Annotated in this window: 23 protein-coding genes; 12 read left to right on the forward strand and 11 right to left on the reverse strand. The window is 63.5% G+C overall.

What is annotated here, in order from left to right; genetic code table 11:
* The 4 genes from ACZXDY_RS13490 to ACZXDY_RS13505 all read left to right on the forward strand — a co-directional run bounded on the left by ACZXDY_RS13490 (position 1) and on the right by ACZXDY_RS13505 (position 4,227).
* Positions 1–1,101, forward strand: a complete 1,101-nt coding sequence (locus ACZXDY_RS13490; protein WP_464345818.1) for an ABC transporter ATP-binding protein — start codon at positions 1–3, stop codon at positions 1,099–1,101.
* Between the two features lie 33 nt (positions 1,102–1,134).
* Positions 1,135–2,124 (forward strand): hydroxyacid dehydrogenase, encoded by a 990-nt coding sequence (locus tag ACZXDY_RS13495; RefSeq protein ID WP_464345819.1) that lies wholly within the window; start codon positions 1,135–1,137, stop codon positions 2,122–2,124.
* Positions 2,125–2,282: 158 nt separating this feature from the next.
* A complete protein-coding gene (locus ACZXDY_RS13500) occupies positions 2,283–3,707 on the forward strand; it encodes an amidase (protein WP_464345820.1) in 1,425 nt (474 codons plus the stop codon).
* 103 nt (positions 3,708–3,810) lie between these two features.
* On the forward strand, positions 3,811–4,227 hold the full coding sequence (locus ACZXDY_RS13505; RefSeq protein WP_456644903.1) for a hypothetical protein: 417 nt from the start codon (positions 3,811–3,813) through the stop codon (positions 4,225–4,227).
* 134 nt (positions 4,228–4,361) lie between these two features.
* Here the strand turns inward: ACZXDY_RS13505 and ACZXDY_RS13510 are convergent, their stop codons facing one another.
* A complete protein-coding gene (locus tag ACZXDY_RS13510) occupies positions 4,362–4,880 on the reverse strand; it encodes a DUF1993 domain-containing protein (RefSeq protein WP_464345821.1) in 519 nt (172 codons plus the stop codon).
* Positions 4,881–4,972: 92 nt separating this feature from the next.
* Between ACZXDY_RS13510 and ACZXDY_RS13515 the strand changes: the two genes are divergently transcribed.
* Both ACZXDY_RS13515 and ACZXDY_RS13520 read left to right on the forward strand, forming a co-directional pair.
* The gene (locus ACZXDY_RS13515; RefSeq protein WP_464345822.1) at positions 4,973–5,755 is read left to right on the forward strand and encodes a transporter substrate-binding domain-containing protein; all 783 of its coding nucleotides are present in this window, start codon (positions 4,973–4,975) and stop codon (positions 5,753–5,755) included.
* Between the two features lie 191 nt (positions 5,756–5,946).
* Positions 5,947–6,762, forward strand: a complete 816-nt coding sequence (locus ACZXDY_RS13520; protein WP_464345823.1) for a DUF2147 domain-containing protein — start codon at positions 5,947–5,949, stop codon at positions 6,760–6,762.
* Between the two features lie 132 nt (positions 6,763–6,894).
* Here the strand turns inward: ACZXDY_RS13520 and ACZXDY_RS13525 are convergent, their stop codons facing one another.
* Together ACZXDY_RS13525 and ACZXDY_RS13530 are read right to left on the reverse strand one after the other, a co-directional pair.
* Positions 6,895–7,299 (reverse strand): (R)-mandelonitrile lyase, encoded by a 405-nt coding sequence (locus tag ACZXDY_RS13525; protein ID WP_028166457.1) that lies wholly within the window; start codon positions 7,297–7,299, stop codon positions 6,895–6,897.
* A gap of 23 nt (positions 7,300–7,322) precedes the next feature.
* Positions 7,323–8,021 carry a ribonuclease activity regulator RraA gene (locus ACZXDY_RS13530; protein ID WP_028166458.1) on the reverse strand — a complete coding sequence of 233 codons (699 nt, stop codon included), beginning with the start codon at positions 8,019–8,021 and terminating at the stop codon, positions 7,323–7,325.
* Between the two features lie 210 nt (positions 8,022–8,231).
* On the opposite strand from ACZXDY_RS13530, the gene pxpB reads away from it, so the two are divergent.
* Genes pxpB through ACZXDY_RS13545 form a run of 3 tightly spaced genes read left to right on the forward strand, consistent with a single transcriptional unit; the run spans position 8,232 to position 10,812 of the window.
* Positions 8,232–8,963, forward strand: a complete 732-nt coding sequence (pxpB, locus tag ACZXDY_RS13535) for a 5-oxoprolinase subunit PxpB (protein ID WP_464345856.1) — start codon at positions 8,232–8,234, stop codon at positions 8,961–8,963.
* Positions 8,960–10,003 (forward strand): 5-oxoprolinase subunit C family protein, encoded by a 1,044-nt coding sequence (locus tag ACZXDY_RS13540; RefSeq protein WP_464345824.1) that lies wholly within the window; start codon positions 8,960–8,962, stop codon positions 10,001–10,003. Before pxpB ends, ACZXDY_RS13540 begins: the two co-directional genes overlap by 4 nt.
* Positions 10,004–10,038: 35 nt before the next feature.
* Positions 10,039–10,812 carry a LamB/YcsF family protein gene (locus tag ACZXDY_RS13545; protein WP_464345825.1) on the forward strand — a complete coding sequence of 258 codons (774 nt, stop codon included), beginning with the start codon at positions 10,039–10,041 and terminating at the stop codon, positions 10,810–10,812.
* 146 nt (positions 10,813–10,958) lie between these two features.
* On the opposite strand, the gene ACZXDY_RS13550 is transcribed toward ACZXDY_RS13545, so the two are convergent.
* The 5 genes from ACZXDY_RS13550 to ACZXDY_RS13570 form a co-directional block, all read right to left on the reverse strand.
* Positions 10,959–11,111 (reverse strand): hypothetical protein, encoded by a 153-nt coding sequence (locus tag ACZXDY_RS13550; RefSeq protein WP_165435523.1) that lies wholly within the window; start codon positions 11,109–11,111, stop codon positions 10,959–10,961.
* Positions 11,112–11,287: 176 nt separating this feature from the next.
* Positions 11,288–12,883, reverse strand: a complete 1,596-nt coding sequence (locus tag ACZXDY_RS13555; RefSeq protein WP_464345826.1) for a sulfite reductase subunit alpha — start codon at positions 12,881–12,883, stop codon at positions 11,288–11,290.
* Positions 12,880–14,658, reverse strand: coding sequence for a NirA family protein (locus ACZXDY_RS13560; protein WP_464345827.1), 1,779 nt, complete (start codon positions 14,656–14,658; stop codon positions 12,880–12,882). Before ACZXDY_RS13560 ends, ACZXDY_RS13555 begins: the two co-directional genes overlap by 4 nt.
* Positions 14,659–15,010: 352 nt before the next feature.
* Positions 15,011–16,177, reverse strand: coding sequence for a CmpA/NrtA family ABC transporter substrate-binding protein (locus ACZXDY_RS13565; protein WP_464345828.1), 1,167 nt, complete (start codon positions 16,175–16,177; stop codon positions 15,011–15,013).
* Entirely contained in the window at positions 16,174–16,764 is a 591-nt protein-coding gene (locus tag ACZXDY_RS13570; protein WP_464345829.1) for an ANTAR domain-containing response regulator, read from the reverse strand. The genes ACZXDY_RS13565 and ACZXDY_RS13570 overlap by 4 nt, the downstream gene beginning before the upstream one ends.
* A 196-nt stretch (positions 16,765–16,960) precedes the next feature.
* Here ACZXDY_RS13570 and rimO point away from each other — a divergent pair, with 196 nt between their 5' ends.
* The 3 genes from rimO (at position 16,961) to ACZXDY_RS13585 (ending at position 20,623) form a co-directional block, all read left to right on the forward strand.
* Complete coding sequence (gene rimO / locus ACZXDY_RS13575) at positions 16,961–18,280, forward strand: 30S ribosomal protein S12 methylthiotransferase RimO (RefSeq protein ID WP_464345830.1); 1,320 nt, start codon at positions 16,961–16,963, stop codon at positions 18,278–18,280.
* Positions 18,281–18,556: 276 nt separating this feature from the next.
* Positions 18,557–19,198: a membrane protein gene (locus ACZXDY_RS13580; protein ID WP_028166466.1), complete on the forward strand. Its 642-nt coding sequence runs from the start codon at positions 18,557–18,559 to the stop codon at positions 19,196–19,198.
* A gap of 228 nt (positions 19,199–19,426) precedes the next feature.
* A complete protein-coding gene (locus ACZXDY_RS13585; protein ID WP_464345831.1) occupies positions 19,427–20,623 on the forward strand; it encodes an acetylornithine transaminase in 1,197 nt (398 codons plus the stop codon).
* 97 nt (positions 20,624–20,720) lie between these two features.
* Here the strand turns inward: ACZXDY_RS13585 and ACZXDY_RS13590 are convergent, their stop codons facing one another.
* The 3 genes from ACZXDY_RS13590 to pcsA all read right to left on the reverse strand — a co-directional run bounded on the left by ACZXDY_RS13590 (position 20,721) and on the right by pcsA (position 23,238).
* Positions 20,721–21,695: a quinone oxidoreductase family protein gene (locus ACZXDY_RS13590; protein WP_464345832.1), complete on the reverse strand. Its 975-nt coding sequence runs from the start codon at positions 21,693–21,695 to the stop codon at positions 20,721–20,723.
* Positions 21,696–21,775: 80 nt separating this feature from the next.
* Positions 21,776–22,501, reverse strand: coding sequence for a TerC family protein (locus tag ACZXDY_RS13595; protein ID WP_028166469.1), 726 nt, complete (start codon positions 22,499–22,501; stop codon positions 21,776–21,778).
* Entirely contained in the window at positions 22,498–23,238 is a 741-nt protein-coding gene (gene pcsA / locus ACZXDY_RS13600; RefSeq protein ID WP_051397005.1) for a phosphatidylcholine synthase, read from the reverse strand. Before pcsA ends, ACZXDY_RS13595 begins: the two co-directional genes overlap by 4 nt.
* Positions 23,239–23,304 lie beyond the last annotated feature (66 nt).

Below are 23,304 nucleotides of genomic sequence, written 5' to 3' on the forward strand. Positions count from 1 at the left end.
ATGGCCGAAGTTTCGCTGCGGAAAGTCGTGAAGCGCTATGACGAAGTCGAAGCGGTGCGCGGCATCGATCTCGACATCGCCGACCATGAGTTCGTGGTGCTGGTCGGTCCATCCGGCTGCGGCAAGTCGACGACGCTGCGGATGATCGCGGGGCTGGAAGACATCTCGGACGGCGATATCACAATCGGCGGCGACATCGTCAACGACGTGCCGCCGAAGGACCGCGACATCGCGATGGTGTTCCAGAACTATGCGCTCTATCCGCATATGACGGTGGCCGAGAACATGTCGTTCGGGCTGCGGCTGAAGCACTATCCCAAAGCCGAGATCAAGAGCCGGGTCGCGGAAGCGGCCCGCATGCTCGACATCACCGACCTGATCGACCGCAAGCCGAAGCAGCTCTCCGGCGGCCAGCGTCAGCGCGTCGCCATGGGTCGCGCCATCGTGCGTAATCCCAAGGTGTTCCTGTTCGACGAACCCTTGTCCAACCTCGACGCCAAATTGCGCGTGCAGATGCGGATCGAGATCAAGAAGGTGCACCAGAAGGTCCGCACCACCACGGTGTACGTGACCCACGACCAGGTCGAGGCCATGACGCTCGCCGACCGCGTGGTGGTGATGAACCACGGCCGCATCGAGCAGATCGGCACGCCGAATGAACTCTACCACAAGCCGGCGACCCGCTTCGTCGCCAGCTTCATCGGCTCGCCCGCGATGAACTTCATGCCCTGCCGGCTCGAGGATGTCGACGGCCGGCTGCATCTGCGCCTGACCGACCGCCTCGCCTTTCCGGTGCCGCCGGCACGTTCCGCCCGCTACCAGGCGGTGCCGCGCACCGAGAGGCTCCTGCTCGGAATCAGGCCGGAACACATCGCCGAGGCCCGGCCGCATCCGCACCCGGGAGTCGAGCCGTTCGAGGCCGTGCTCGACGTCACCGAGCCGATGGGCATGGAGACCCTGGTCTATTTCACCCTCGAGGACACCCAGATCTGCGGCCGGGTCAATCCCAACGCCGGCGCGCAGGATGGTGCCCCGCTCCGCTTGGCTGTGGACCTCAACAACATGCATTTGCTAAACGAGGTGACCGGCGTCGTCCTTTGACGACGCAATTCACGTGCTAGCCAAGGGCAGGAAATGGCCACCAACAAGAAGAAGATTTTTGTCACTCAGACACTCTCATCGGGAGCACGGGCTCTCCTCAACGAACGGGACGACGTCGAACTCGTCGAATTTCCCAACCTGATCTCCGCCAGGGATTTCGCGGCCTTGTTGAAGCAGCATGCGCCGGTCCATGGTGTCGCACTTGGCCCCACCCCATTCGGCGAGCCGGAGCTCGAGGCGTCCGGAGACATGCAGGTGGTGACGCGGATCGGCGTCGGTTACGACGCGGTCGACGTCCCTGCGCTCTCGCGCCGCAAGGTACCACTGATGGTGGCAGGTACGGCGAACTCGCCGTCAGTGGCCGAACAGGCCCTGTTCATGATGCTGACGCTGGCCAAGCGCGCACAGGAAATGCATGCCGTGGTCAAGGACGGCACCTGGGCGAACCGGCTCGGCGTGCTGCCCTTCGATCTCTATGGCAAGACGGTATTGATCGTCGGCTTTGGCCGCATCGGCACCCGCACCGCCAAACGGTGCCTGGCGATGGAAATGCAGGTGCTGGTTTACGATCCCTACAAGCCGGCCAGCGAAATCGCGGCCGCCGGCTGCGAGGCGGTGCCGGATCTCGACGCGGCACTGCCGCGTGCTGATTTCATCACCATCCATTGCCCGAAGACGCCGGAAACGATCGGCATGTTCAACGCGGCGCGCTTCAGACTCATGAAGCCGACCGCCTATCTCATCAACACCGCCCGCGGCGGCATCGTCGATGAGAAGGCGCTGCACGATGCGCTGGTATCGGGCAGGCTTGCCGGCGCCGGCCTTGACGTGTTCGAGCAGGAGCCGCCGCCGGTCGGCCAGCCGCTCCACAGCCTGCCGAACGTGATCATGGCCCCACACGTTGCCGGGGTCACGGTCGAAGCCGTCGACCGGATGAGCGAGCAGACCGCACGCAACATCCTGAGCGTCCTTGACGGCGCGCCGCTGCGGCAGAACGTCATCAACCAGGACGTGCTAAACTAATCCGATAAAACCATCTATCTTCGGGCGGGCCGACAAGGATCGGCCCGTCATCAGCGCATGACCTGTGGATACCACTTCTTCCCAAAGGTCATTGCTCCAGCAAGAGGATAGAGACGAATGCGCGCCCGAAGATGCGCCGTTCGCTCTAGGTGTGGAATATGGCTTTCAAGGAATTCGGCAATTACGATGCGGTGGGCCTCGCCGAGCTGGTCCGCAACAAGCAGGTCAGCCCGCGCGAACTGCTCGACGAAGCGATCGCCCGCACGGCCAAGGTTGACCCGCAGATCAATGCCGTCGTCGTCAAGCACTACAATTATGCCGAGCAGCAGATCGACAAAGGGCTGCCGGACGGACCCTTCACGGGGGTGCCGTTCCTTCTGAAAGACCTCGATCTCCTGCAGGGAACGCGCACGACCTCCGGCGCCAGCGTTAACAGGGATTTCGTCGCGGACCACAGCAGCACCCTCACCCAGCGTTTCATCGACACCGGCGTGACCATCTTCGGCAAGACCGCGAGCCCCGAATTCGGACTGATGCCGACCACGGAGACGCGTCTGTTCGGGCCGACCCGCAATCCCTGGAATCTTGCGCATTCCTCCGGCGGTTCCTCAGGTGGCGCCGCCGCCGTTGTCGCAGCACGCATCCTGCCCGTGGCGCATGCCAGCGATGGCGGCGGCTCGATCCGCATCCCCGCTTCTGCCTGCGGCGTGTTCGGCATGAAGCCGAGCCGGGCCCGCAATCCGGTCGGTCCTGATCGTGGCGAGGGCTGGGGCGGCTTTTCGACCGCGCATGTCGTCAGCATCAGTGTGCGCGACAGCGCCGTGATGATGGACGCGATCCACGGTCCGGAGCCGTGGAGCCTCTATGTCGCGCCGCCCCCGGCGCGGCCGTTCTCGCAGGAAGTCAGCCGCGATCCCGGCCAGCTTCGCGTCTCCTTCACGGACAAATCGCCCAATGGGGAGGCGATCGACCCGGAGGTCGCCGCAGCGGTCCGCGACACCGCAGAACTGCTCGCCGGCCTCGGCCATCATGTCGAGGAGCGCGCCCCCACCCTTCCAGCGGATCCCTCCACGGTGATGACGACGATTGTCAGCGGCAACACCGCGGTCGCCGTGCGAACGATCGAGCAGCGCATCGGCCGCACCGTGACGGGCGACGACCTGGAAGTCCTGTCGCTGGCAAGCGCCCACAACGGACAAAATATCACGTCGGCGGACTACATCGCCGCGCAGCTCGCGGCGTTCCAGATCTCGCGCAGCCTCGCGATCTTCTTCGAGGGCTGCGACGTGTTCCTCAGTCCGACGCTGTGCACGCCGCCGATCTGGCTCGGCGAGATCAACACCATGTCGGAAGACCTGGCACAGATCGGGCCGATCCTGCGGCGCTACATGCCGGGTACCTCGATGTTCAACATGTCCGGCCAGCCGGCGATGTCGGTACCGCTGGCCTGGAGCAAGGACGGTCTGCCGCTCGGCATGATGTTCGCCGCCAGGCTTGGTGACGAGGCAACGCTATTCCGCCTGGCCGGCCAGCTTGAGCAGGTACGGCCCTGGAAGGACAAGCGTCCGCCGGTATGTGCGTAAGGGAAAAACTGCAGCAGGGCCAAAACTCAGCCTCATTCCGGGGTTGAGTAGATGGGAAGTGTCGGCAACCATCTTTGCCGACCAACCCCTAAGGAAAGAGATTTTGAGCCAGAGCGATCCTACCGATAATGCGCTTGCCGCCATCGCCAGCATTTTGGACGAGCAGCACGCGCCCGCGCCGATCGAGAAGCCGCAGGCCGAGCCGGGGGCGGTCGAAGAGCAGCCCGCGAGCCCGCTGCCGCAGGAGGCCCATGGCTATTCGAAAGTCGGGCCCGGCCCGATGGCCGCCCTCCGCTTCAAGTGGACGGTTCGCGAGCAGGATGGCCAGTACTATGTCGACGAGACCATCGGCGAGAATTCGAAGCCCCTGGTCAGCGGCCCGATGGATCGGGAGGCCGCGATCAGGTTCGTGGATGACCGCGAGGCCGACGCACGTCACCGCTTCGAGGTCTTGAAGCAGGAAATGGCCAGCCGCGCCGCCGTCGCCAGCCTGGTCCGGGAGGAAGGCGGCGAGATCTAGCTTCCGCATCGAGATCATGATCCGATTAGACGAAATCGGATCATGATCTCGTCTCCTTGTTTGAGCATGATCTCCGCGCAACGCTTCGCGTTTGTCGCGAGCGAAAACCGGTCTCCACTTTTCCGGATCATGCTCTACGCCGGTCTTGGCGGTCCCAGGAAATCCTTCTTGACGAGATCGACGCCGGCGTGACGCAGGATGTCGTAGGCGGTCGTGACGTGAAAGAAGAACTGCGGCACGCTGAAGCCGAGCAGCAGCGACCGCCCGGTGAACGCGCGCTGCGCGCCGCTCTTGAAGGTGAACACCACCTCCTTGTCGCTGGCCTCGTCGATCGCAGCACGCGGCAGGCTTTGGACGAAATCGATCGCGGTCTCGATCCTGCGCTTGAGCTCATCAAGATCGGGCTCGATGTCGCCGAAGCTGAGCGGCTCGTGCCCGGCCAGCAGCGCACAACAGGCGATCACATGGCGATTGGCCTCGCCCACCTGCTGCTTGAGACTGTACATGTTCGGATAGAGCCGCATGCCGAGCAGCACGGCAGGATCGATGTTTCGCGCCCTTGCGTAGGCGGACGCGTGATCGAGCAGCCCGGAAAGATTGCGAAGATATGGCATGAACACGCCGACCGATGCTTCGTAAACCGAGATTGTCACGATTTGACTTCCTTTGACTGGCTCGACACGCTCATTCCATCTAAAGCCGTGGCAACCGATTATCGTCGAGGCAATCGATGGAGGAAACTTTGATGATGCGCGCATTCGTCAGCCTTGCGGCTGCCACGTTGATGATAGCTTCCGCCCATGCTCAGCCAGCGGCGTCGCCTTCGCGGCTCGACGACATCATCCAGCGCGGGACGTTGCGTGTGGGCATGACCGGCGACTATGCGCCGTTTAGTTTTGTTGACCGGACGACGCCCGGCTTCAGGGGATTCGAGGTCGACATGGCGGAAGCGCTCGGCAAGGTGCTCGGCGTCAGGGTCGAATATGTCAAAACGGCCTGGCCGCAGATGACGAAGGATTTGGAAGCCGACCGCTTCGACATTGCGATGAGCGGCATCTCGATCACGCTGGAGCGCCAGAAGAAAGGCTTCTTCTCGATCCCGATCATGCGCGAAGGCAAGACGCCGATCACCCGCTGCACCGATGTCAACAAATACCAGACGCTTGCCGAAATCGACCATGCCGGCACGCGCGTCATCGTCAATCCCGGCGGCACCAACGAGCGCTTTGCGCGGGCGCATGTGAAGAACGCCGAGATCAAAGTCTTCGATGACAACACCAGGATCTTCGACGAGATTGCCAAGGGCGATGCCGACCTGATGATGACGGATGCGTCCGAGACGCGCTACCAGCAGAAACTCCACCCCGGCGTGCTCTGCGCGGTGCATCCCGATCACCCGTTCGACTTTGCGGAAAAGGCCTACTGGCTGCAGCGCGACGTCGCGCTGAAGTTGTTTGTGGATCAATGGCTGGACATCGCAATGAAGGACGGCACCTTCAAGCGCGTCTATGCTGCCTGGTTTGAATGATCCGATCCGCGTCGGACTGCAAGTTTGACCATCAGGCGAGCCCTAACTAGACTGTCGGTCAGCCGTTTGAACCAAAGCTGGTGGTACACGACTTACGTTTCGATTACGTATTGAAAGTGATCTAGGTCACGTTGCATCAAGTTACTGAGGTGTAGCTTCACTGACTGGGGATTCCTGTTCTGGAGGTCATCATGAAGAAGCTTCTGGCTATCGCTGCGCTTTTGCTTGCCAGCTCCACAGCGCAGGCCCAGTACACCTTCGAATATGGCGGCCGCACCATCCGCATCGATCCCGATCGCGGCACCGTCTCGATCCCTGGCGTCTACGACAATACCGGCCGCAAATCCAAGCGCGCCAAGGGTGAGGAAGGCACTCGCAAGCAGAAATCGCAGCAGCAGGAGGCGAAGACCGATTCGCAATCCGCGCCGGCTGCGGCGGCTCCCGCTCCGTCCGGACAAGCCGCAGCACCGGCGGCCGCACCGCCCGTCCCTGCTGCGCCGCCGACGGCAGCTTCCACCGCACCCTCGACCACGACAATAGCCGTTGCGCCGAGCGATAGCGCGACCGCGCCTCAGCCCTCACCGCCCAGCGCGCCAGCACCGCAGACCCAGCAGACCGCAGTGCCCGCTCCGGCCCCGGCTCCGACGGTCGCCACAGCCACTCAAGCGCCGGTCGCGAAGCCCGTGACACCAGCGGCGGCAGCGCAAGCCAATTCGCCGATCGGCATGTGGCTGACGGAGGAAAAGGAGGGCAAGATCCGCATCGAGCAGTGCGGCGCCAACCTCTGCGGCTATGCTGTCGACGAGACCTCGAACCAGAATGGCGAGCAGGTCCTGATCAACATGAAGCCCACCAAGGACAAATGGAGCGGCCGCATCCTCGATCCGAACACCGGCAGCACCTATGACTCGACGATCGCGCTCAAGGGCTCCGACACCCTGCGCGTGCAAGGCTGCGCCTTCGGCGGCATGTTCTGCGGCGGCCAGACCTGGACGCGGGTGAACTGATCTAGCCTTACGAATGCTGCGTAGCCCGGATGAAGCGAAGCGCAATCCGGGGAAGTGTCCGTGTGGCACGAGCGGTCCCGGGTGACGCTGGCGCTTCACCCGGGCTACGGAACTCTCGCGTCCTTGGGAAAACTACCCGACCTTCACATTGTATTGCTCGTCGGTGACGTGCTCCATCCAGTTCGAATAGACGCCATCGAGCGCTTCCTGCATCGCGATATGGGTCATGGCATTGGTTGGCGACGCGCCATGCCAATGCTTCTCGTTCGGCGGAATCCAGACTACGTCGCCCGGCCTGATCTCCCTGATTGGACCGCCCTCGGCCTGGACCCGGCCGATGCCGGAGATCACGTAGAGCGTCTGGCCGAGCGGATGAGTGTGCCAGGCCGTGCGCGCGCCCGGCTCGAAGGAGACGCGCGACGAGTTCAGCCGCGCCGGCGCGGGCGCCATGATGACGGGATCCTGCAGCACCGTGCCGGTGAAATATTCGGCCGGCCCGCGACGGGTCGGCCGCGTGCCAGCGATATGGATTTCCATGGGCTTACCTCGCTTTTCTGAAGTTATTTCTTGCTCGCGGCGTAGCGCGCCTTGGTTTCGGCATTCATCGGATAGAGGCCCGGCAGTTGCACGCCATTGTTCACCTCATTGACGATCCAGGCTTCCATCCGTTCCTGCTCCGGTCCCTCGGCCAGCACCTGGTCGAGGAAGGCCTGCGGGATCAGCACCGCGCCATCCTGGTCGGCGACCACGACATCGTTCGGGAACACCGCCACGCCGCCGCAGCCGATTGGCTCGCCCCAGCCGACGAAGGTCAGTCCGGCGACGGATGGCGGCGCGGCAAAACCGTTGCACCACACCGGCAGTCCCGTGCCGAGCACGCCTTCGAGGTCGCGCACCACGCCGTCGGTGATCAGCGCGGTGACGCCACGCTTCACCATCCGCGCGCAGAGAATGTCGCCGAAGATTCCGGCGTCGCTGACGCCCATCGCGTCGACCACGGCGATGCAGCCTTCCGGCATTGCCTCGATCGCGGTGCGGGTCGAGATCGGTGACGACCAGGATTCCGGCGTCGCCAGATCCTCGCGCGCCGGCACGAAGCGCAACGTGAAGGCCGACCCGACCAGCCGCTTTTGGCCCGGCTTGAGCGGCTTGGTGCCGCGCATCCAGACGTTACGCAGCCCCTTCTTGAGCAGGACCGTGGTGATGGTGGCGGTGGACACGTGCGACAGCGTCGCGATCGCTTCTGCAGTGAGGGACATCTTGAAAGATCGGCTCCGGTGGGAATGAATTGGCGCGCGCATCTTGCGAGCCGCGGCCTTCGCGTCAAGGGCGAGAATGCGATCATCGATTACGCTATCTTATCGCCGGCCCTCGGTTTAATTTATTGAAGATGCTTGGTGATTTTTCGCTAGCCGAATTCCACTGCGCAGCAAAACACGCTAGCTTGATGCTCGATGAGCAATGATGCCATGGCCGCGCGCGAAGCCCCACCCCGTCTTCTCCCGAGTGGCGACAGCGCCATCACGGTGGAATTCAGCCGCAACATCGATGACGCCGCCAATCGGCGGGTGCTGGCGCTCGACCGTATCCTTGCCGCGGCGCCGATCGCCGGCGTGACCGAGACCGTTCCGACCTATCGTTCGCTGCTCGTGCACTATGAGCCCGTGCAGATCGACTTTGAAGCGCTCGGGGAACAATTGCTCACGCTGGCGCGGCGCCCCGATCCGGCCGCCGCAAGAACCCGGCGTTGGCGCATCCCGGTGGCCTATGGCGGCGAACATGGCATCGACCTCGAGGACGTCGCCAAGACCCTCGACACCACGCCTGACGAGATCGTCAGGCGGCATGTCGGCGGCGACTACCGCGTCGCCATGATCGGCTTCACTCCCGGCTGGTCCTATCTCAGCGGCCTGGACAAGTTCCTGCACATGCCGCGTCGCCAGAATCCGCGTGTGCTGACGCCGGCTGGCACGATTTCAATCGGCGGCGTGCAGACCGGAATCCAGTGCATCGCCGGACCCAGTGGCTGGCACCTGCTCGGCCGCACCGCCGTCCGCACCTATCAGCTTCACCGCGATCCGATCTTCCTGCTCGAGCCGGGCGACACTGTCAGCTTCACGGCGGTCGACGCCAAGACCTACGTCGAGCAGGATCGCGCCGCGGAAGCCGGCGAGTTCGTCGCCGAACTGGTCGCCGCATGAGCAAGCTCATCGTCTCCTCGATCGGTCCGGCGAGCTCCGTGCAGGACGGCGGCCGGCCCGGCTCGCAGCGCTATGGGCTAACCCCCAGCGGTGCGATGGACCGGCTCGCTCTGGCAGCCGCGAATGCACTGGTCGGCAATGAGCTCTTCGCTGCTGCAGTGGAGATCGGACCGTTCGGTGCGAGCTTCACCGCACGTTGCGGCGCGGTACGTATTGCGCTTGCGGGCGCCTCGCGCAGCGCCGACGTCGCGGGACGAGTCGTGGCGTTCGATACCTCGGCGACCCTCGCCGAAGGCGAGACGCTGACGCTCGGTTTTGCCAAGCGCGGCGCGTTCAGCTACCTCGCGATCGAGGGCGGAATTACGGGAGAGCCGATGTTCGGCAGCCTCGCCGTGAACGCGCGCGCAGGCGTCGGCAGCCCCTATCCGCGCCCGCTCCAGAGCGGCGACGAGCTCCAGGTGCAACGTGCCATCGGTGCGGCCGAGCGGCGGATCGCGTTGCCCGAACGGCCGGACGCACCGATCCGCATCCTGTTCGGTCCGCAGGACGACGAATTCTCCGAGGACAACAAAAAGCTGTTCCTCGACAGCGAATGGAAGATTTCCGCAACCAGCGATCGCATGGGCTACCGGCTCGAAGGCCCGGTGATCAAGCATCTGCACGGGCACAACATCGTCTCCGATGGCACCGTGAACGGCAGCATCCAGGTGCCCGGAAATGGCCAGCCGATCGTGCTGATGCCGGACCGCGGCACCAGCGGCGGCTATCCCAAGATCGCCACCGTCATCTCCGCGGATTTAGGTCGGTTCGCCCAGATTTCCGCCGGACACGCGTTCCGCTTCAAGACAGTCACTATGGCCGAGGCGCAGGCCGAAGCTCGAAAATTCGCCGAATTGGTCGCTACCCTGCCGGATCGGCTGCGCCCGCTCGAAGGCCTTGATCTCAACCTCGAAGCACTGAGCGCGGCCAACGTCGCGGGCCACGCCGTCAACGCGGTCGATGCCGCGACATGGCAGGTCGCGGAATCAGCGACTAGCTAACCAATAGCCAACCGACGCAAAGCGGGACCAGCACCATGACTGCTACCATCGACCTCAACTGCGATCTCGGCGAAAGCTTCGGCCCATGGGAGATGGGTAACGACGCCGCGATGATCGAGCTTGCGACCTCCGTCAACATCGCATGCGGCTACCATGCTGGCGACGCCGACATCATGCGCCGCACCGTGGATCTGGCGAAGGCGCGCGGGGTGAGCATCGGCGCGCATCCCGGCTACCGCGACCTGCACGGCTTCGGCCGCCGTCCGGTTCCCGGTCTCAAGTCATCGGAGATAGAGAACCTCGTCGCCTACCAGATCGGCGCGCTCCAGGCGATCGCGACCGCGGCCGGCCACAAGGTGACCCATGTGAAGGCACATGGCGCGCTCTCCAACGTCGCCTGCGAGGACGATATGACGGCGAAAGCGATCGCGAGCGCGATCAAGGCAGTCGATCCAAGCCTGATCTTCGTCGTGCTCGCCAACTCGAAACTGGTGCGCGCCGGCGAGGAAGCCAATCTCCGCCTGGCGCATGAAGTGTTCGCCGACCGCGCCTATGAGGACGACGGCAATCTGGTCTCGCGCAAGAAGCCTGGCGCGGTGCTCCACGATCCCAAGGCGATTGCCGATCGCGTGGTGCGGATGGTGCAGGACGGCGCGGTGGTCTCGGCGTCAGGCAAGGTCATCAAGATGCGCACCGATACCGTGTGCATCCACGGCGACACGCCCGGGGCGGTCGACATCGCGCGCGGCGTGCGGCAGGCCTTGAAGGATGCGGGGATCGCGGTCGCGCCGTTCAAGACGGCACATTGACAATCCGCTGAAGTGGCGGCGCGTCCGCCTGCGTCGTTGCAAGCGCAAGCGAAGCAATCCATCTCGCCACTTGCGGAGACATGGATTGCTTCGCCGCTATCGCTCCTCGCAATGACGGCCGGAGACGATCGAGCCAAACAATGTTCTTAGAACGGATGGACGGACAGCGTGCCGAACACGATCGCTGCGATCACGGCGAAAGCGCTGTAGAGCGCAACCGTGTGAAACCCGGTCCCCGATTTCCGCGACAGGCTGCGCGCGTAAAGATGCAGGCGGGCTTCCGCCGATAGTTCGCGCATCGTCGATCTCCAATGCAACATTTGCTGCATATGGAATAGCGTTCGCGCTCGAACGCAAGACGGGCCAAAAAATAGCGATGCCGCCGCTTCCGGCCGCTTCCTTCGAAGGGAAAACTTCTCCGCGTTGTGGGCGGAGAAGAATATTATTCGTTCGAATTTGAGCTCGGATTTACCGCTCAGTAAACGTCGAGCTGGAACCTGCTCTTCTTCTTAAGGTCGGCAACGAAGGCGATCGCCTCGTCCACCGAGCGGGCCCCGAACTGGGCGACGATATCGACCAGCGCGCGCTCGACATCCTTGGCCATGCGCTTGGCGTCGCCGCAGACATAGACATGCGCGCCTTCGGCAAGCCAGGTCCAGAGCTCTCGGCCGACCTCGCGCATGCGGTCCTGCACGTAAAACTTCTTCTCGCCATCGCGCGACCAGGCGAGCGACAGTCGCGTGAGCAGGCCCGCCGTCTTCATCGCGTTGAGCTCGTCGGCATAGAAGAAATCGCAGTCGCTGCGCTGATGGCCGAAGAACAGCCAGTTCTTCCCTTGCGCTCCGGTGGCGCGGCGGTCGAGCAGGAAGGCGCGGAACGGCGCGATGCCGGTGCCCGGCCCGATCATGATGATCGGCGTCTTCGGATCCTGCGGCAGCGCAAAGCCGTGCGCCTTCTGAACGTAGACATTCAGCTCGTCACCGGGATTGATGCGTTCGGCCAGGAACGTCGAGGCCAGCCCAAGCCGCCTGCGCTTGTTGATGATGTAACGCACGCAGTCCACCGTCAGCGACAATTTTCCGGGCGTTGCATTGTGCGATGAGGAGATCGAATAGAGCCGCGGCTGCAGCGGCTCCAACGCCTCGACGAAAGCTTCCGGGTGTGGCCGCACCTTCGGGAATTTCTGCAGCACCGCCATCACGTCGAGCGTCGCCGCATCTCCGTCAGGATCCTCGCCTTGCGCGAGCGCCCGCGCCTTCTCACGCTGCGCGCCACCGGTCAGATAGGTGATCAGTTCGAACAGCGAGTCCGGCGCAGGCGACAGCGAGACGTCGTTGAGCAGCACGTCGCGCAATGTCTTGCCGCGGACTTCGGTCACGTGCGATGCGCCGAGCAGCGCGATGATCTGGTCGACCAGGCCGAGATCGTTCCTGGCGAAAATGCCGAAGGAATCGCCCACCACGTAGTCGAGCCCGCTCTCGGCGAGATCGAACTCGATATGCCAGGTCTCCTTCTCGGAGCCGGGCTTGTTGAGCAGTCGCCGCGAGACGAACTTTGCCGGCACTGGATTGTCCCGCGAGCGTCCGGGCTCGCCGGCAGGCGTTGCGGCGGCAGCCGCTGCTTCGGACGGTGCAGCAGGCGCCTTGTCGAGCTCTTCATAGAGAGCCTTCAGCATCCGCGCGGTGTCCTTGCCGCCGGGGACGCAGAGGTTGAGCCGCGCTTCGCTCTTGCCGGCAATCGCCTCCGAATAGTCGTGGCAGTTATATCCGCACTGCCCGCAATCCTGCTGCGCCATCGCCGCCATCATGCGCCGCCGCAGCGGGCGTCCCTCGGCAAGCTTCATGCGCTCGGCGATCGGCATGGTCTGGTCATGCCACGGCGCTTCGCCGTCATCGCCGTCGCCGGTTGCGCCTTGCATGACGGCCGCGCCTTGCTCTGCAGACAATGGCGTTGCGACGTCCGGCGACAAAAGTCCGGCAAAGAAGCCGTTGAGCCAGGAGCGCTGCGCTTCAGAGAACGGCGCGCTGGCGGGGATGATGTCGAGTTTCGGTGGAGGCGTGATCTGGTTCATGCGGATGCCTCGGCGAGTTTGCGCAGCGTCTCGCCATCATGGCGGCGCGCGAAGGAAAGGAAGGGTTCGTCAGCAGATGAACGATGCGCGAGATAGGCCTTCAGCAGCTTCTCGATCGTCTTCGGCGCGTCTTCGGCCTTAAGGTCGTGATAGACCTCCTGCCCGACATCGGCATCGGGGCCGAAGCCGCCGCCGGTGAAGAGATGATAGCCCTCGACCGGATCGGCGTCCTCGCCGACATCCACTTTCGCCGCGATCAGGCCGATATCGCTGATGTAGTGCTGCGCGCAGGAATGATGGCAGCCGGTGACGTGAATGTTGACCGGCTTGTCCATGGCAACACGCGGCTCGCACCAGTCGCCGATCTCGGCAGCGTGGCGCTTGGTATTCGAGGCGGCAAAGCGGCAGCCGGCATTGCCGGTGCAGGCAATCAGCCCGGCACGGATGTGCGAGGCCTCGACAGCGAGCCCGATCGTCCTGATCGCGGCGATTGCGAGTTCGATATCCTCGTCGCGGACGCCTGATATCAAGAGGTTCTGCCAGACGGTCAGGCGGATCTCGCCATCGCCGAGATCGCGCGCGATCTTGGCCAGCCCACGCATCTGCTCGCAGGTGAGCTTGCCGAGCGGCAGCGATACGCCGATCCAGTTCAATCCCTCCTGCTTCTGCTTGTGCACACCGATATGCGCCATGCGGTCGGTCAAAGGCCGCGGCGCCAGCGCCTCAGCCGGCACGCGGGTGAAGGGTTGCTTCAGCCGCTCCTCGACCAGCTTGAGGAATTGATCGTGGCCGATCCCATCCAGGACATATTTCAGCCGCGCCTTGTTGCGGTTGGTGCGGTCGCCGAGATCGATGAAGACGCGGACGATCGCGTCCGCCACCTTCGTCGCCTCGTCCGGCTTGACGATGATGTCGGAGTATTTTGCAAAATCCTTGTGCCCGGTAATGCCGCCGAGGCCGAGCCGGAACCAGACCCCTCGCTCCACGCCAAACCCGTCCTTCACCTCCACCGCCGTGAAGGCGATGTCGTTGGTCTCTTCCAGCACCGCGATCCGGCCGCCGCCATCGAAGGCGACGTTGAACTTGCGCGGCAGGCCGTAGAGCGAGCGCTCGTTGAGGATGTGGTAGTGCCACTCGCGCGCGTAAGCGCGCGTGTCCAACAGCTCCTGCGGATCGATGCCGGCGGTTGGCGTGCCCGTGACGTTGCGGATATTGTCCGCGCCGGAGCCGCGCGAGCACAGGCCGAGGTCCTGTATGCCCTCGATCAGTTTCACCGCGTGCTTCGGCGGGATTTCGCGCACCTGCAAATTCGCGCGCGTGGTGACGTGGGAGTACGGGCCGCAGAGTTCTTCGGCGAGATCGGCCAAGCCTGCGAACTGCCAGTGCTTCAGGATGCCGTTCGGAATGCGCAGGCGGCACATGTAGGAATCCTGCGCCGGCGCGACGTAGAACAGGCCGAAATAGCGCCAGCGGAAATTATCGGCAGGCGACGGCGGCGCGTTGTCGAGCGCCTGTTGCTTCAGGCGCGGATAGGCATCGAAAGGATGCTCGTCGCGTTTGAATTTTTCCTGGTCGACGAGCTTCTTGCCTGAGGCGATGACCTTGTCCTGCGCCTTGATATGCGCGGCATCCGGGCCGGTCGGCTCGGCACTGGTTTTGGGGGCGCCCCCGCCAAGCCCGCGGCCGACCCGGCTGATCTGCAGGCCGGTGGCAAAGCCTTCGAGGTAGCGTTTCTGCTCGTCGGAGAAGTCGACTGAGAGCGGCTCGATTTTCATGGTCTGCGACGAAGCTCCTGCGGCCACGGCGAGTGGCGTCAACGAGGTGAAAGCGACCGCTCGGAACCGGCGTGGCCTTACGACGGCGTTGCTCGATTCCTGGGAACGGTCCGATCAGCCTCGTTGCTGCGGAAATCCATCTTGGACGTGAGCCAGCAGGCATCTGCGACAGGCTGGCCGCACTGCAACATTCAAGTTGCGTGCCAGACGTTGCCGGAGAAAATATCTCGTTATTTCAGTCTATTAGCGGAACAGGCCGCGGGTCTGGAGGCTCGCCTCGTTGCGAATTTTCGAGCAGCCCGCTCAAAATTTAGCCGAGCTGCGGCTACTGCCTACGATCGCAGCACAGGCCTTACGGCTTCCAGTAACCGATCTTGAACGCGGCCAGATGCCCCTGGATATCGTTGGGATCGAAGGGTGGCCCGGCGAAAGCGCCGATCGGCTGGGGCGCATCGGTGGCTGCCGGGCGACGTCCCACAGCCGCGTCATAGAGGTCGGGCCGGAACACGTCCATGGCCGTCTTCAGAGCATCCGGCTTCATGGCCGCCTGTCCCCACCGCACCATCTGCGCATAGAGCCACGCGGCCTGCGCCGGATCAGGTCGCGCCGCGCCGTGCCGGCCGACCAACAGGTAGCGACTGCTTTCGCGCTTGACGCCGTCGGGCGAGATCTTGAGCCGGCCGTCGAGGGTGCGCTGGATCACCTCGGCGTCGACGCCGATCCGCTCCGGCTGCGCCAGGATCGCAGCCGCCTCGGCGCGGTTTTCCGGCTGCTCGATGAATTCAGCGGCGCGCAGATGCGCCCGCACCAGCGCTGCGACGACGTCAGGATTCTTCTCCGCCCAGTTCTGCCTGATCGCCAGCACCTTCTCGACCGCGGCGACCAGGATGTCGGAAACGAAATGCAGGATGTGGCCGATGCCGAGATCGACCGCGACCGAGTTCCAGGGCGCGCCGACGCAGAACGCATCGACATGACCATTGGCGAGGCTGTCGACCATGTAAGGCGGCGGCAGCACCACGAGCCGCACGTCCTCGTCCGGGTCGACACCTCCAGCCGCCATCCAGAACCGCAACTGGTAATTATGGGTCGAGAACGGGAACGTCATGCCGAACGTCAGCGGCTCCGCCCCACTCTTGCGCCGCTTGGCGACCACGCGCGACAGCGCAAGCGCTGTTAGCATCGGGTCGAAACGGTCGCCGGCGATCTCCTCCATGATCGCAGCATGCAGCGGCGGCGAGACCGTGATCGCGTTGCCGTTGAGGCCGAGATTGAAGGGCGCCACGATCGGCACCTTGACGTGGCCAAGGCCGAGGCTTGAGGCGATCGCGACCGGCGCCAGCAGATGCGCGGCATCGAACAGGCCGATATTGAGCTTGTCGCGGACGTTCGACCACGACACCTCCCGCACCAGGGTGATGTCGAGCCCTTCGGCGACCGCAAAGCCCTTGTCGGCGGCGACGATCAGGGCGGCGGCGTCGACCAGCGGAATGAAACCGATGCGAAGCGGTGTGGTCATTTGAGCAACTCCGACGCGGTCAGGATCGACTGCGCGATCTCGCCGATCTTCTTTTTCTCGCGCATCGCCGTGGAACGCAGCAGCACATAGGCTTCGTCTTCGGTGAGGCCCTTCAATTTCATCAGGATGCCCTTGGCACGGTCGATCACCTTGCGCTCTTCCAGGGCATGCTTGGTGCGGTCCAGTTCGTCCTGCAGTCGCGCGAACGCGTTGAAGCGGGACACGCAGAGGTCGAGGATCGGCTTGATACGCTGCTTGTTGAACCCGTCGACGATATAGGCCGACACGCCCGCCTCGACGGAGGCCTGGATCGAGGCGGCGTCGCTCTGGTCGACGAACATGGCGATCGGCCGCCGCACGGCCCGGCTGACCTGGAACATCTGTTCCAGCACGTCGCGGCTGGGGTTTTCGAGGTCGATTACGATGATATCGGGGTCGACGGCGTAGATTCGCGCCAGCAGGCTGTGCATTTCGCTGATATGCACGACGCTGATATAACCGGCCTCGCGCAGGCCCTCCTCCAGGATCGCGGCGCGGATCGGACTTTCATCGACGATGACGATTTTCGGAGACGACTCGGCGGCCATCGCTCACTCGTGTTCTCTAAAAACTATCCATAGCACGACGGAAGCCAGCTCAAAGCCTTGTAATTATGGACAATTGGGACTAGCTCCTGCCCATCAATCAGGCAGATCTAGATATGCAGCAGGCGGCCGCGCCAAAAATGTCGTTCGTTTCGCTTGGACGTCCCTGGGACAACGAATGTAAAGTTTCGGGGCTCTCATGAAACCAGCGCCACGCATATCCTTTACGAGTCTGGGTTGCCCCAAGGCGCTTGTGGATTCCGAGCGCATCATCACGCGGCTGCGAGCGGAGGGCTATGAGCTCGCGCGCAAGCATGACGGCGCCGATATCGTGATCGTCAACACGTGCGGCTTCCTCGACAGCGCCAAGCAGGAATCGCTCTCGGCGATCGGCGAGGCCATGGCCGAGAACGGCAAGGTGATCGTGACCGGCTGCATGGGGGCGGAACCCGAGCAGATCGAGCGCGCCTATCCCGGCGTGCTCTCGATCACCGGTCCACAGCAATATGAGAGCGTGCTCGACGCCGTGCACCGCGCGCTGCCGCCGATGCACAACCCGCATCTCGACCTGGTGCCGCCGCAGGGCGTCAAGCTGACGCCGCGCCATTATGCGTACCTGAAAATTTCCGAGGGCTGCAATAACCGCTGCACCTTCTGCATCATCCCGAAGCTGCGCGGCGACCTGGTGTCGCGGCCTGCCAACGACGTGCTGCGCGAGGCCGAGCGGCTGGTAAAGGCAGGCGTCAAGGAACTGCTGGTCATCTCGCAGGACACTTCGGCCTATGGCGTCGACCTGAAATATGCCGAGAGCCCGTGGCAGGATCGCGCCGTCCGCGCCAAATTCTTCGACCTCGCAAAAGAGCTCGGCGAACTCGGCGCCTGGGTGCGGCTGCAATATGTCTACCCCTACCCGCATGTCGACGAGGTCATCGGCCTGATGACCGAGGGCAAGGTGCTGCCCTATCTCGACATCCCCTTCCAGCATGCGAGCCCGGATGTCCTGAAAGCCATGAAGCGTCCCGCCGCGCAGGACGAGACTCTGGCGCGGATCAAGCGGTGGCGCGAGCAGTACCCGGAGCTTGCGCTGCGCTCGACCTTCATCGTCGGCTTTCCCGGTGAGACCGATTCAGATTTCGCTTATCTGCTCGACTGGCTTGACGAAGCAGAGATCGACCGCGTCGGCTGCTTCAAATACGAACCGGTTGCAGGTGCGACCTCCAACGCGCTCTCCGGCGCCGTGCCGGATGAGGTCAAGCAGGAGCGCTACAACGCGCTGATGGCGCGCCAGCAGAAGATCTCCGCGCGTCGGCTGAAGCGCAAGGTCGGCACGCGCCAGCAGGTCATCGTCGACGAGGTCGGCCCCACCGTCGCGCGAGGCCGCTCGAAAGCCGATGCGCCGGAGATCGACGGCGCGGTCTATCTCTCGAGCCGCCGCCCGCTAAAGGTCGGCGAGATCGTCACAGCGAAGATCGAGCGCTCGGACGAATACGACCTGCACGGCAGCGTCGTCGGATTCTGAGCGGCTTCTACATCAATAGTTGCGGCCACTTCGGACGTTTTGATCCAGCGCAATGCTCGTTGGGCGTCCGCGAAACGATATTCAAAATTCAGAGAGTCATGCTGCCACCTCGGCGGCAAGGAATTGGCGTCGCCCGATAAATTCGCAGCCTGCGAAGCCGCTTTCGCGCGCCCAATCTTAGATACTCATCTATAATTACAACAACTTCAAGATGTCACGCTCCATTCACGGACTCGGCCTATGGCTCGCGCACCTTCAAATCTTAAGGGGTGAATGATGAGCCGCATCTCGGACACACTGCGAACGCAACGTTGGGACGATTACCGCTACTACCACCAGAGCCGCATCAATCAGACGCTGCACCTGATCAGCGCTCTCATATTCCTGGTCTGCTACGGGCTGCTGTTCACCGATCCGGCGATGGCCGGCTTGGTCGGCTGGCTCGCGATGTTGACGCGGCAGACCGGGCATTTCTTCTTCGAGCCCAACGGCTATGACGCCGTGAACAAGGTCACCAACGAATACAAGGAAGCGATCAAGGTCGGCTACAACCAGAGCCGCAAGATCGTCCTGCTGGTCGTCTGGGGCCTCGCGCCGGTCGCGCTGTTTGCCTTTCCGACGTTGTTCGGCCTGTTCTCACCGCCGGTCACCAGGCTCGATTTCATCCGCCACGTCGGTACCGTGTGGCTCGCGATCGGCATCGCCGGCGGGCTCGCTCGCATGATTCAGCTCTTCGTCATCAAGGACGTGCCGACCGGGCTGATCTGGGTCTGGAAGGTCCTGACCGATCCGTTCCACAACATCGCGCTGTACTACAAATCGCCGCTTGCCCTGCTCCGCGGCGAGCTGATCGACACATCGATTGTCGATGCCGATTGGGGCGAGGAGGAGACCGAAGAGGCGCGGCGCGCGACTTGACATTCCCTGCCCTTGGGCTGTATGGCCCATCGCCATGAAGCTGAACCGGACCATCCGCCGCGCCACTTTCCGTCGTCGCACCCGCGACGATGATGGGTTGCGCCATGTCCGACGCCAGCGCTGACTAGCTAGTTCAGCCTAAGGTTTTCGAGAAGGCCGCACCCTCAAAAGTGCGGCCTTCTTGCGTTGCCGCCTGCCCTTTCATCCCAGCCAATCAAGGAGCCTGACATGCCCAACGCCCTGCCTCCGTTCGACGCGCTGATGGACATCACCGCGCGCCCGAAGACCGTGTTTGTCCGCGGCGAAGGCTCCTATCTCTGGGATGATTCTGGCCGCCGCTATCTCGATTTCATGCAGGGCTGGGCCGTCAACTGCCTCGGCCATTCGCCGCCTGCGGTCGCGGAAGCACTGGCCACACAGGCCAAGTGTCTGTTGACCCCGAGCCCGGCCTTCTACAATGAACCCAGCCTCAAGCTTGCCAATGCGCTTGTCGAGAACAGCTGCTTCGACGAGGTGTTCTTCGCCAATTCCGGCGCGGAAGCCAATGAAGGCGCGATCAAGCTCGCGCGCAAATATGGGACGAAATACAAGAACGGCGCCTTCGAGATCATCACCTTCGAGGGCGGCTTTCACGGCCGCACGCTGGCGACCATGTCGGCCTCCGGCAAGAAAGCATTCGAACCACTCTTCGAGCCGAAGGTGCCTGGCTTCCGCAAAGCGCGGCTCAACGACATTGCCTCGGTGAAGGAGCTGATTTCATCGAATACGGTTGCCGTGATGCTGGAGCCGATCCAGGGCGAGGCCGGCGTCTGGCCCGCGACCGATCAATTCCTGAAACAGCTGCGCGCGCTGACCGGCGAGCAGGGCCTGCTCCTGATCGTCGACGAGATCCAGACCGGCATGGGCCGCACCGGAAAGCTCTTCCATTACGAACATGCCGGGATTGCACCTGACATCATGACGCTCGGCAAGGGCATCGGCGGCGGCGTGCCGCTGGCCGCCCTGCTCGCGACCGAGCATGCGGCCTGCTTCGAGCATGGCGACCAGGGCGGCACCTTTAACGGCAATCCGCTTATGTGCGCGGCGGGGCTTGCCGTGCTCGAGCAGGTCGGCAAGTCGGAATTCCTGAAGTCCGTCGCTGATACCAGCCTGTTCCTTGAAAGCGAATTGCAGCGCCTCTCGGCCCGGCATGGCCTCGGCGAAGTGCGCGGACGCGGACTGTTGCTTGCGCTCGATCTGAAATTGCCTATCGGCGCAGCGATCGTGGCGCAAGCGTTCTCGAAAGGCCTCTTGATCAACGCGCCGCAACCCGACGCACTGCGCTTCATGCCCGCGCTCAACGTGTCTCGGACCGAGATCGCGGAGATGACCGAGGGTCTGGATGCAATCCTCACACAGGTAGGAGCCGCGCGCCGGGTGGCGTAACCGTCCCATCGTCATTCCGGGGCACGCGAAGCGTGAACCCGGAATCTCGAGATTCCGGGTTCGATGCTAACGCATCGCCCCGGAATGACGGTCACGATTACGGCCTCAAAATCGACGCCCCCGTGGTCGCGCGGCTCTCCAGATCGGTATGCGCTCGCGCGGCATCCTTCAGCGCGTAAGCATGGTTGATCGGCACGTGCAGCTTGCCGTTGATCACGGCGGCAAACAGCGTGTCGGCGCCTTCGAGCAATTCCTTCCGGGTGGCGACGTAGTCGTTGAGCTTCGGCCGGGTCGCAAACAGCGAGCCGTGATTGTTCAGTTCGGCGAGCGCAAATGGCGGCACCGGGCCGGACGCGTTGCCGAAGCTCACGAACAGGCCCCGCGGCCTCAGGCACGACAGTGAACCCGGGAAGGTGGTCTTGCCGACGCCATCATAGACGACGTCGCAGAGCTCGCCCCGGCTGATCTGCTTCACCCGCGCGACAAAATCCTCCTCATTGTAGAGGATGACGTGATCGCAGCCATTGGCGAGCGCGAGATCGGCCTTCTCCTTTGAGCCGACGGTGCCGATGACGTGGGCGCCCATCGCGCGCGCCCATTGGCAGGCGAGCAATCCGATGCCGCCGGCCGCCGCATGGATCAGCACGCGGTGATGCGGCTCCACCTTGAAGGTCTTGTGCAGGAGATACCAGACCGTCAACCCCTTCAGCATCAGCACGGCGCCCTGCTCATAGGTGATATGGTCGGGCAGCTTCACCACCTTGTCGGCGGGGATGACGCGCTCGGTGGCATAGCCGCCGAGGTTGAAATAATAGGCGACACGGTCGCCGGGATGGAAATTGGTCACGCCGGGTCCGACCGCCACCACTTCGCCTGCCGCCTCGTTGCCGGCGATGAAGGGAAGACCGGGCGCCTTATAGAGGCCGGTGCGGAAATAGGTATCGATGAAGTTGAGCCCGATCGCGTGCTGACGAATCCGCACCTCGCCCGCCGCAGGTGCCGGCACCTCGACATCCTCGTAAGTGAGGACTTCCGGGCCTCCCACCTTGTGCACGCGCACGGCCTTGGTCATATCGGCTCTCCTCAACTTATCCCGTAGCCACGGAACCGAATGCCATCGGCGCCTTGTTGTCAACTCGCGGGCTGGATCGGCTACTTGACCGCCTTCTTGCGGTTACGCCTCGCCAGCACGTTGAACGTCTCCACCGCGGCTGCGAATGCCATCGCAAAATAGATGTAGCCGCGCGGGATGTGGAAGTGGAAACCGTCGGCGACCAGTGCCACGCCGATCAACAGCAGGAACGCCAGCGCCAGCATCTTGGTGGTCGGATGCTCTGCGACAAAACGCGCCACTGGCCCCGACGAGACGTACATGACGATACAGGCGATCACGACGGCGGCGATCATGACCTCCAGATCCTGCGCCATGCCGATCGCGGTGATGATCGAGTCCAGCGAGAACACCATGTCGATAATGATGATCTGGACGATCACCCAGAAGAACGCGCTGCGGCCGGACGCCGCCTCTTCGTCACCTTCCCGCGCTTCCACCTCGCCGTGGATCTCATGCGTCGCCTTTGCGATGAGGAACAGCCCGCCGCCGATCAGGATGATGTCGCGCCAGGACAGCGCGAGCCCCCTCACCGTGATCACCGGCTCCGTCAACCCGATCAGCCACACCAGGAGGCTGAGCAGCAGGATGCGGAACACGAGCGCCAGGAACAATCCGATCTGACGCGCGCGCTTTGCCTGGTGCGGCGGGATGCGGGAGACCAGCACCGACAGGAAAATCACGTTGTCGATGCCAAGCACGATCTCCAGCGCAGTCAACGTGAGTAGCGCCGCCCACGCTTCCGGGCTGGCCAAAAGTTCGATCATGCTCTGAGTGACCTCATCAACCGGATGACGGCGTCGCTGCCGGCGACATAGGCCGCGATCACGCAGAGTGCCACGATGATCGGCGTGCCGACGTCAAAGTCACGGGCGAGCGTGTACAGCGCCAGCACCGCTCCGGCGGCCATCAGCCACAGTGTGAGCCAGCGCAGCCGCGTGACACGCAGGGGATGCAGCACGTGGAATGGCGCGAAGGTGAGCGCGATCATAATCGCCACGGCAAGGCTCGACCACGCCGGCGGCAGATGCAGCAGGAACAGGTAGAATGCCACTGCGTTCCAAAGGCCCGGAAAGCCGCGGAAATGATTGTCGGCGGACTTCATCCTGCGATCCGCGAAGTACAGCGCGCTCGAGATCACGATACCGATGCCGAGGATCGGCGCCGCCAGCGGCAGCAGCAAATGACTAGCCGTGATCGCATAGGCGGGAACAAAGACATAGGTGACGAAATCGACGACGAGGTCGAGCACCTCGCCGGACCAGTTCGGCTGCAGCCGCACCACGTCGAGCTTGCGCGCAATCGGACCGTCGATCGCATCGATGACCAGCGCCACCCCGAGCCAGCCGAACATATTGGCCCAGTGCTCGCGCACGGCCTCCATCAGCGCGAGCAGCGCGACGCCCGCCCCCATCGCCGTGAAGATATGCACGGAGAACGCCGCCATCCGCATCCGCAGCGATGCCGGAAACGTAGCTGGCTGGCTGGTCTGGTCGATTTCCATCGCCGGGCAGTGCTATCAGGAATCGCCTGTGTTTGCATATCCGCGCTTGCGGCGTTCCGCCGCGCA

Source organism: Bradyrhizobium sp. LeoB3 (assembly GCF_055456055.1).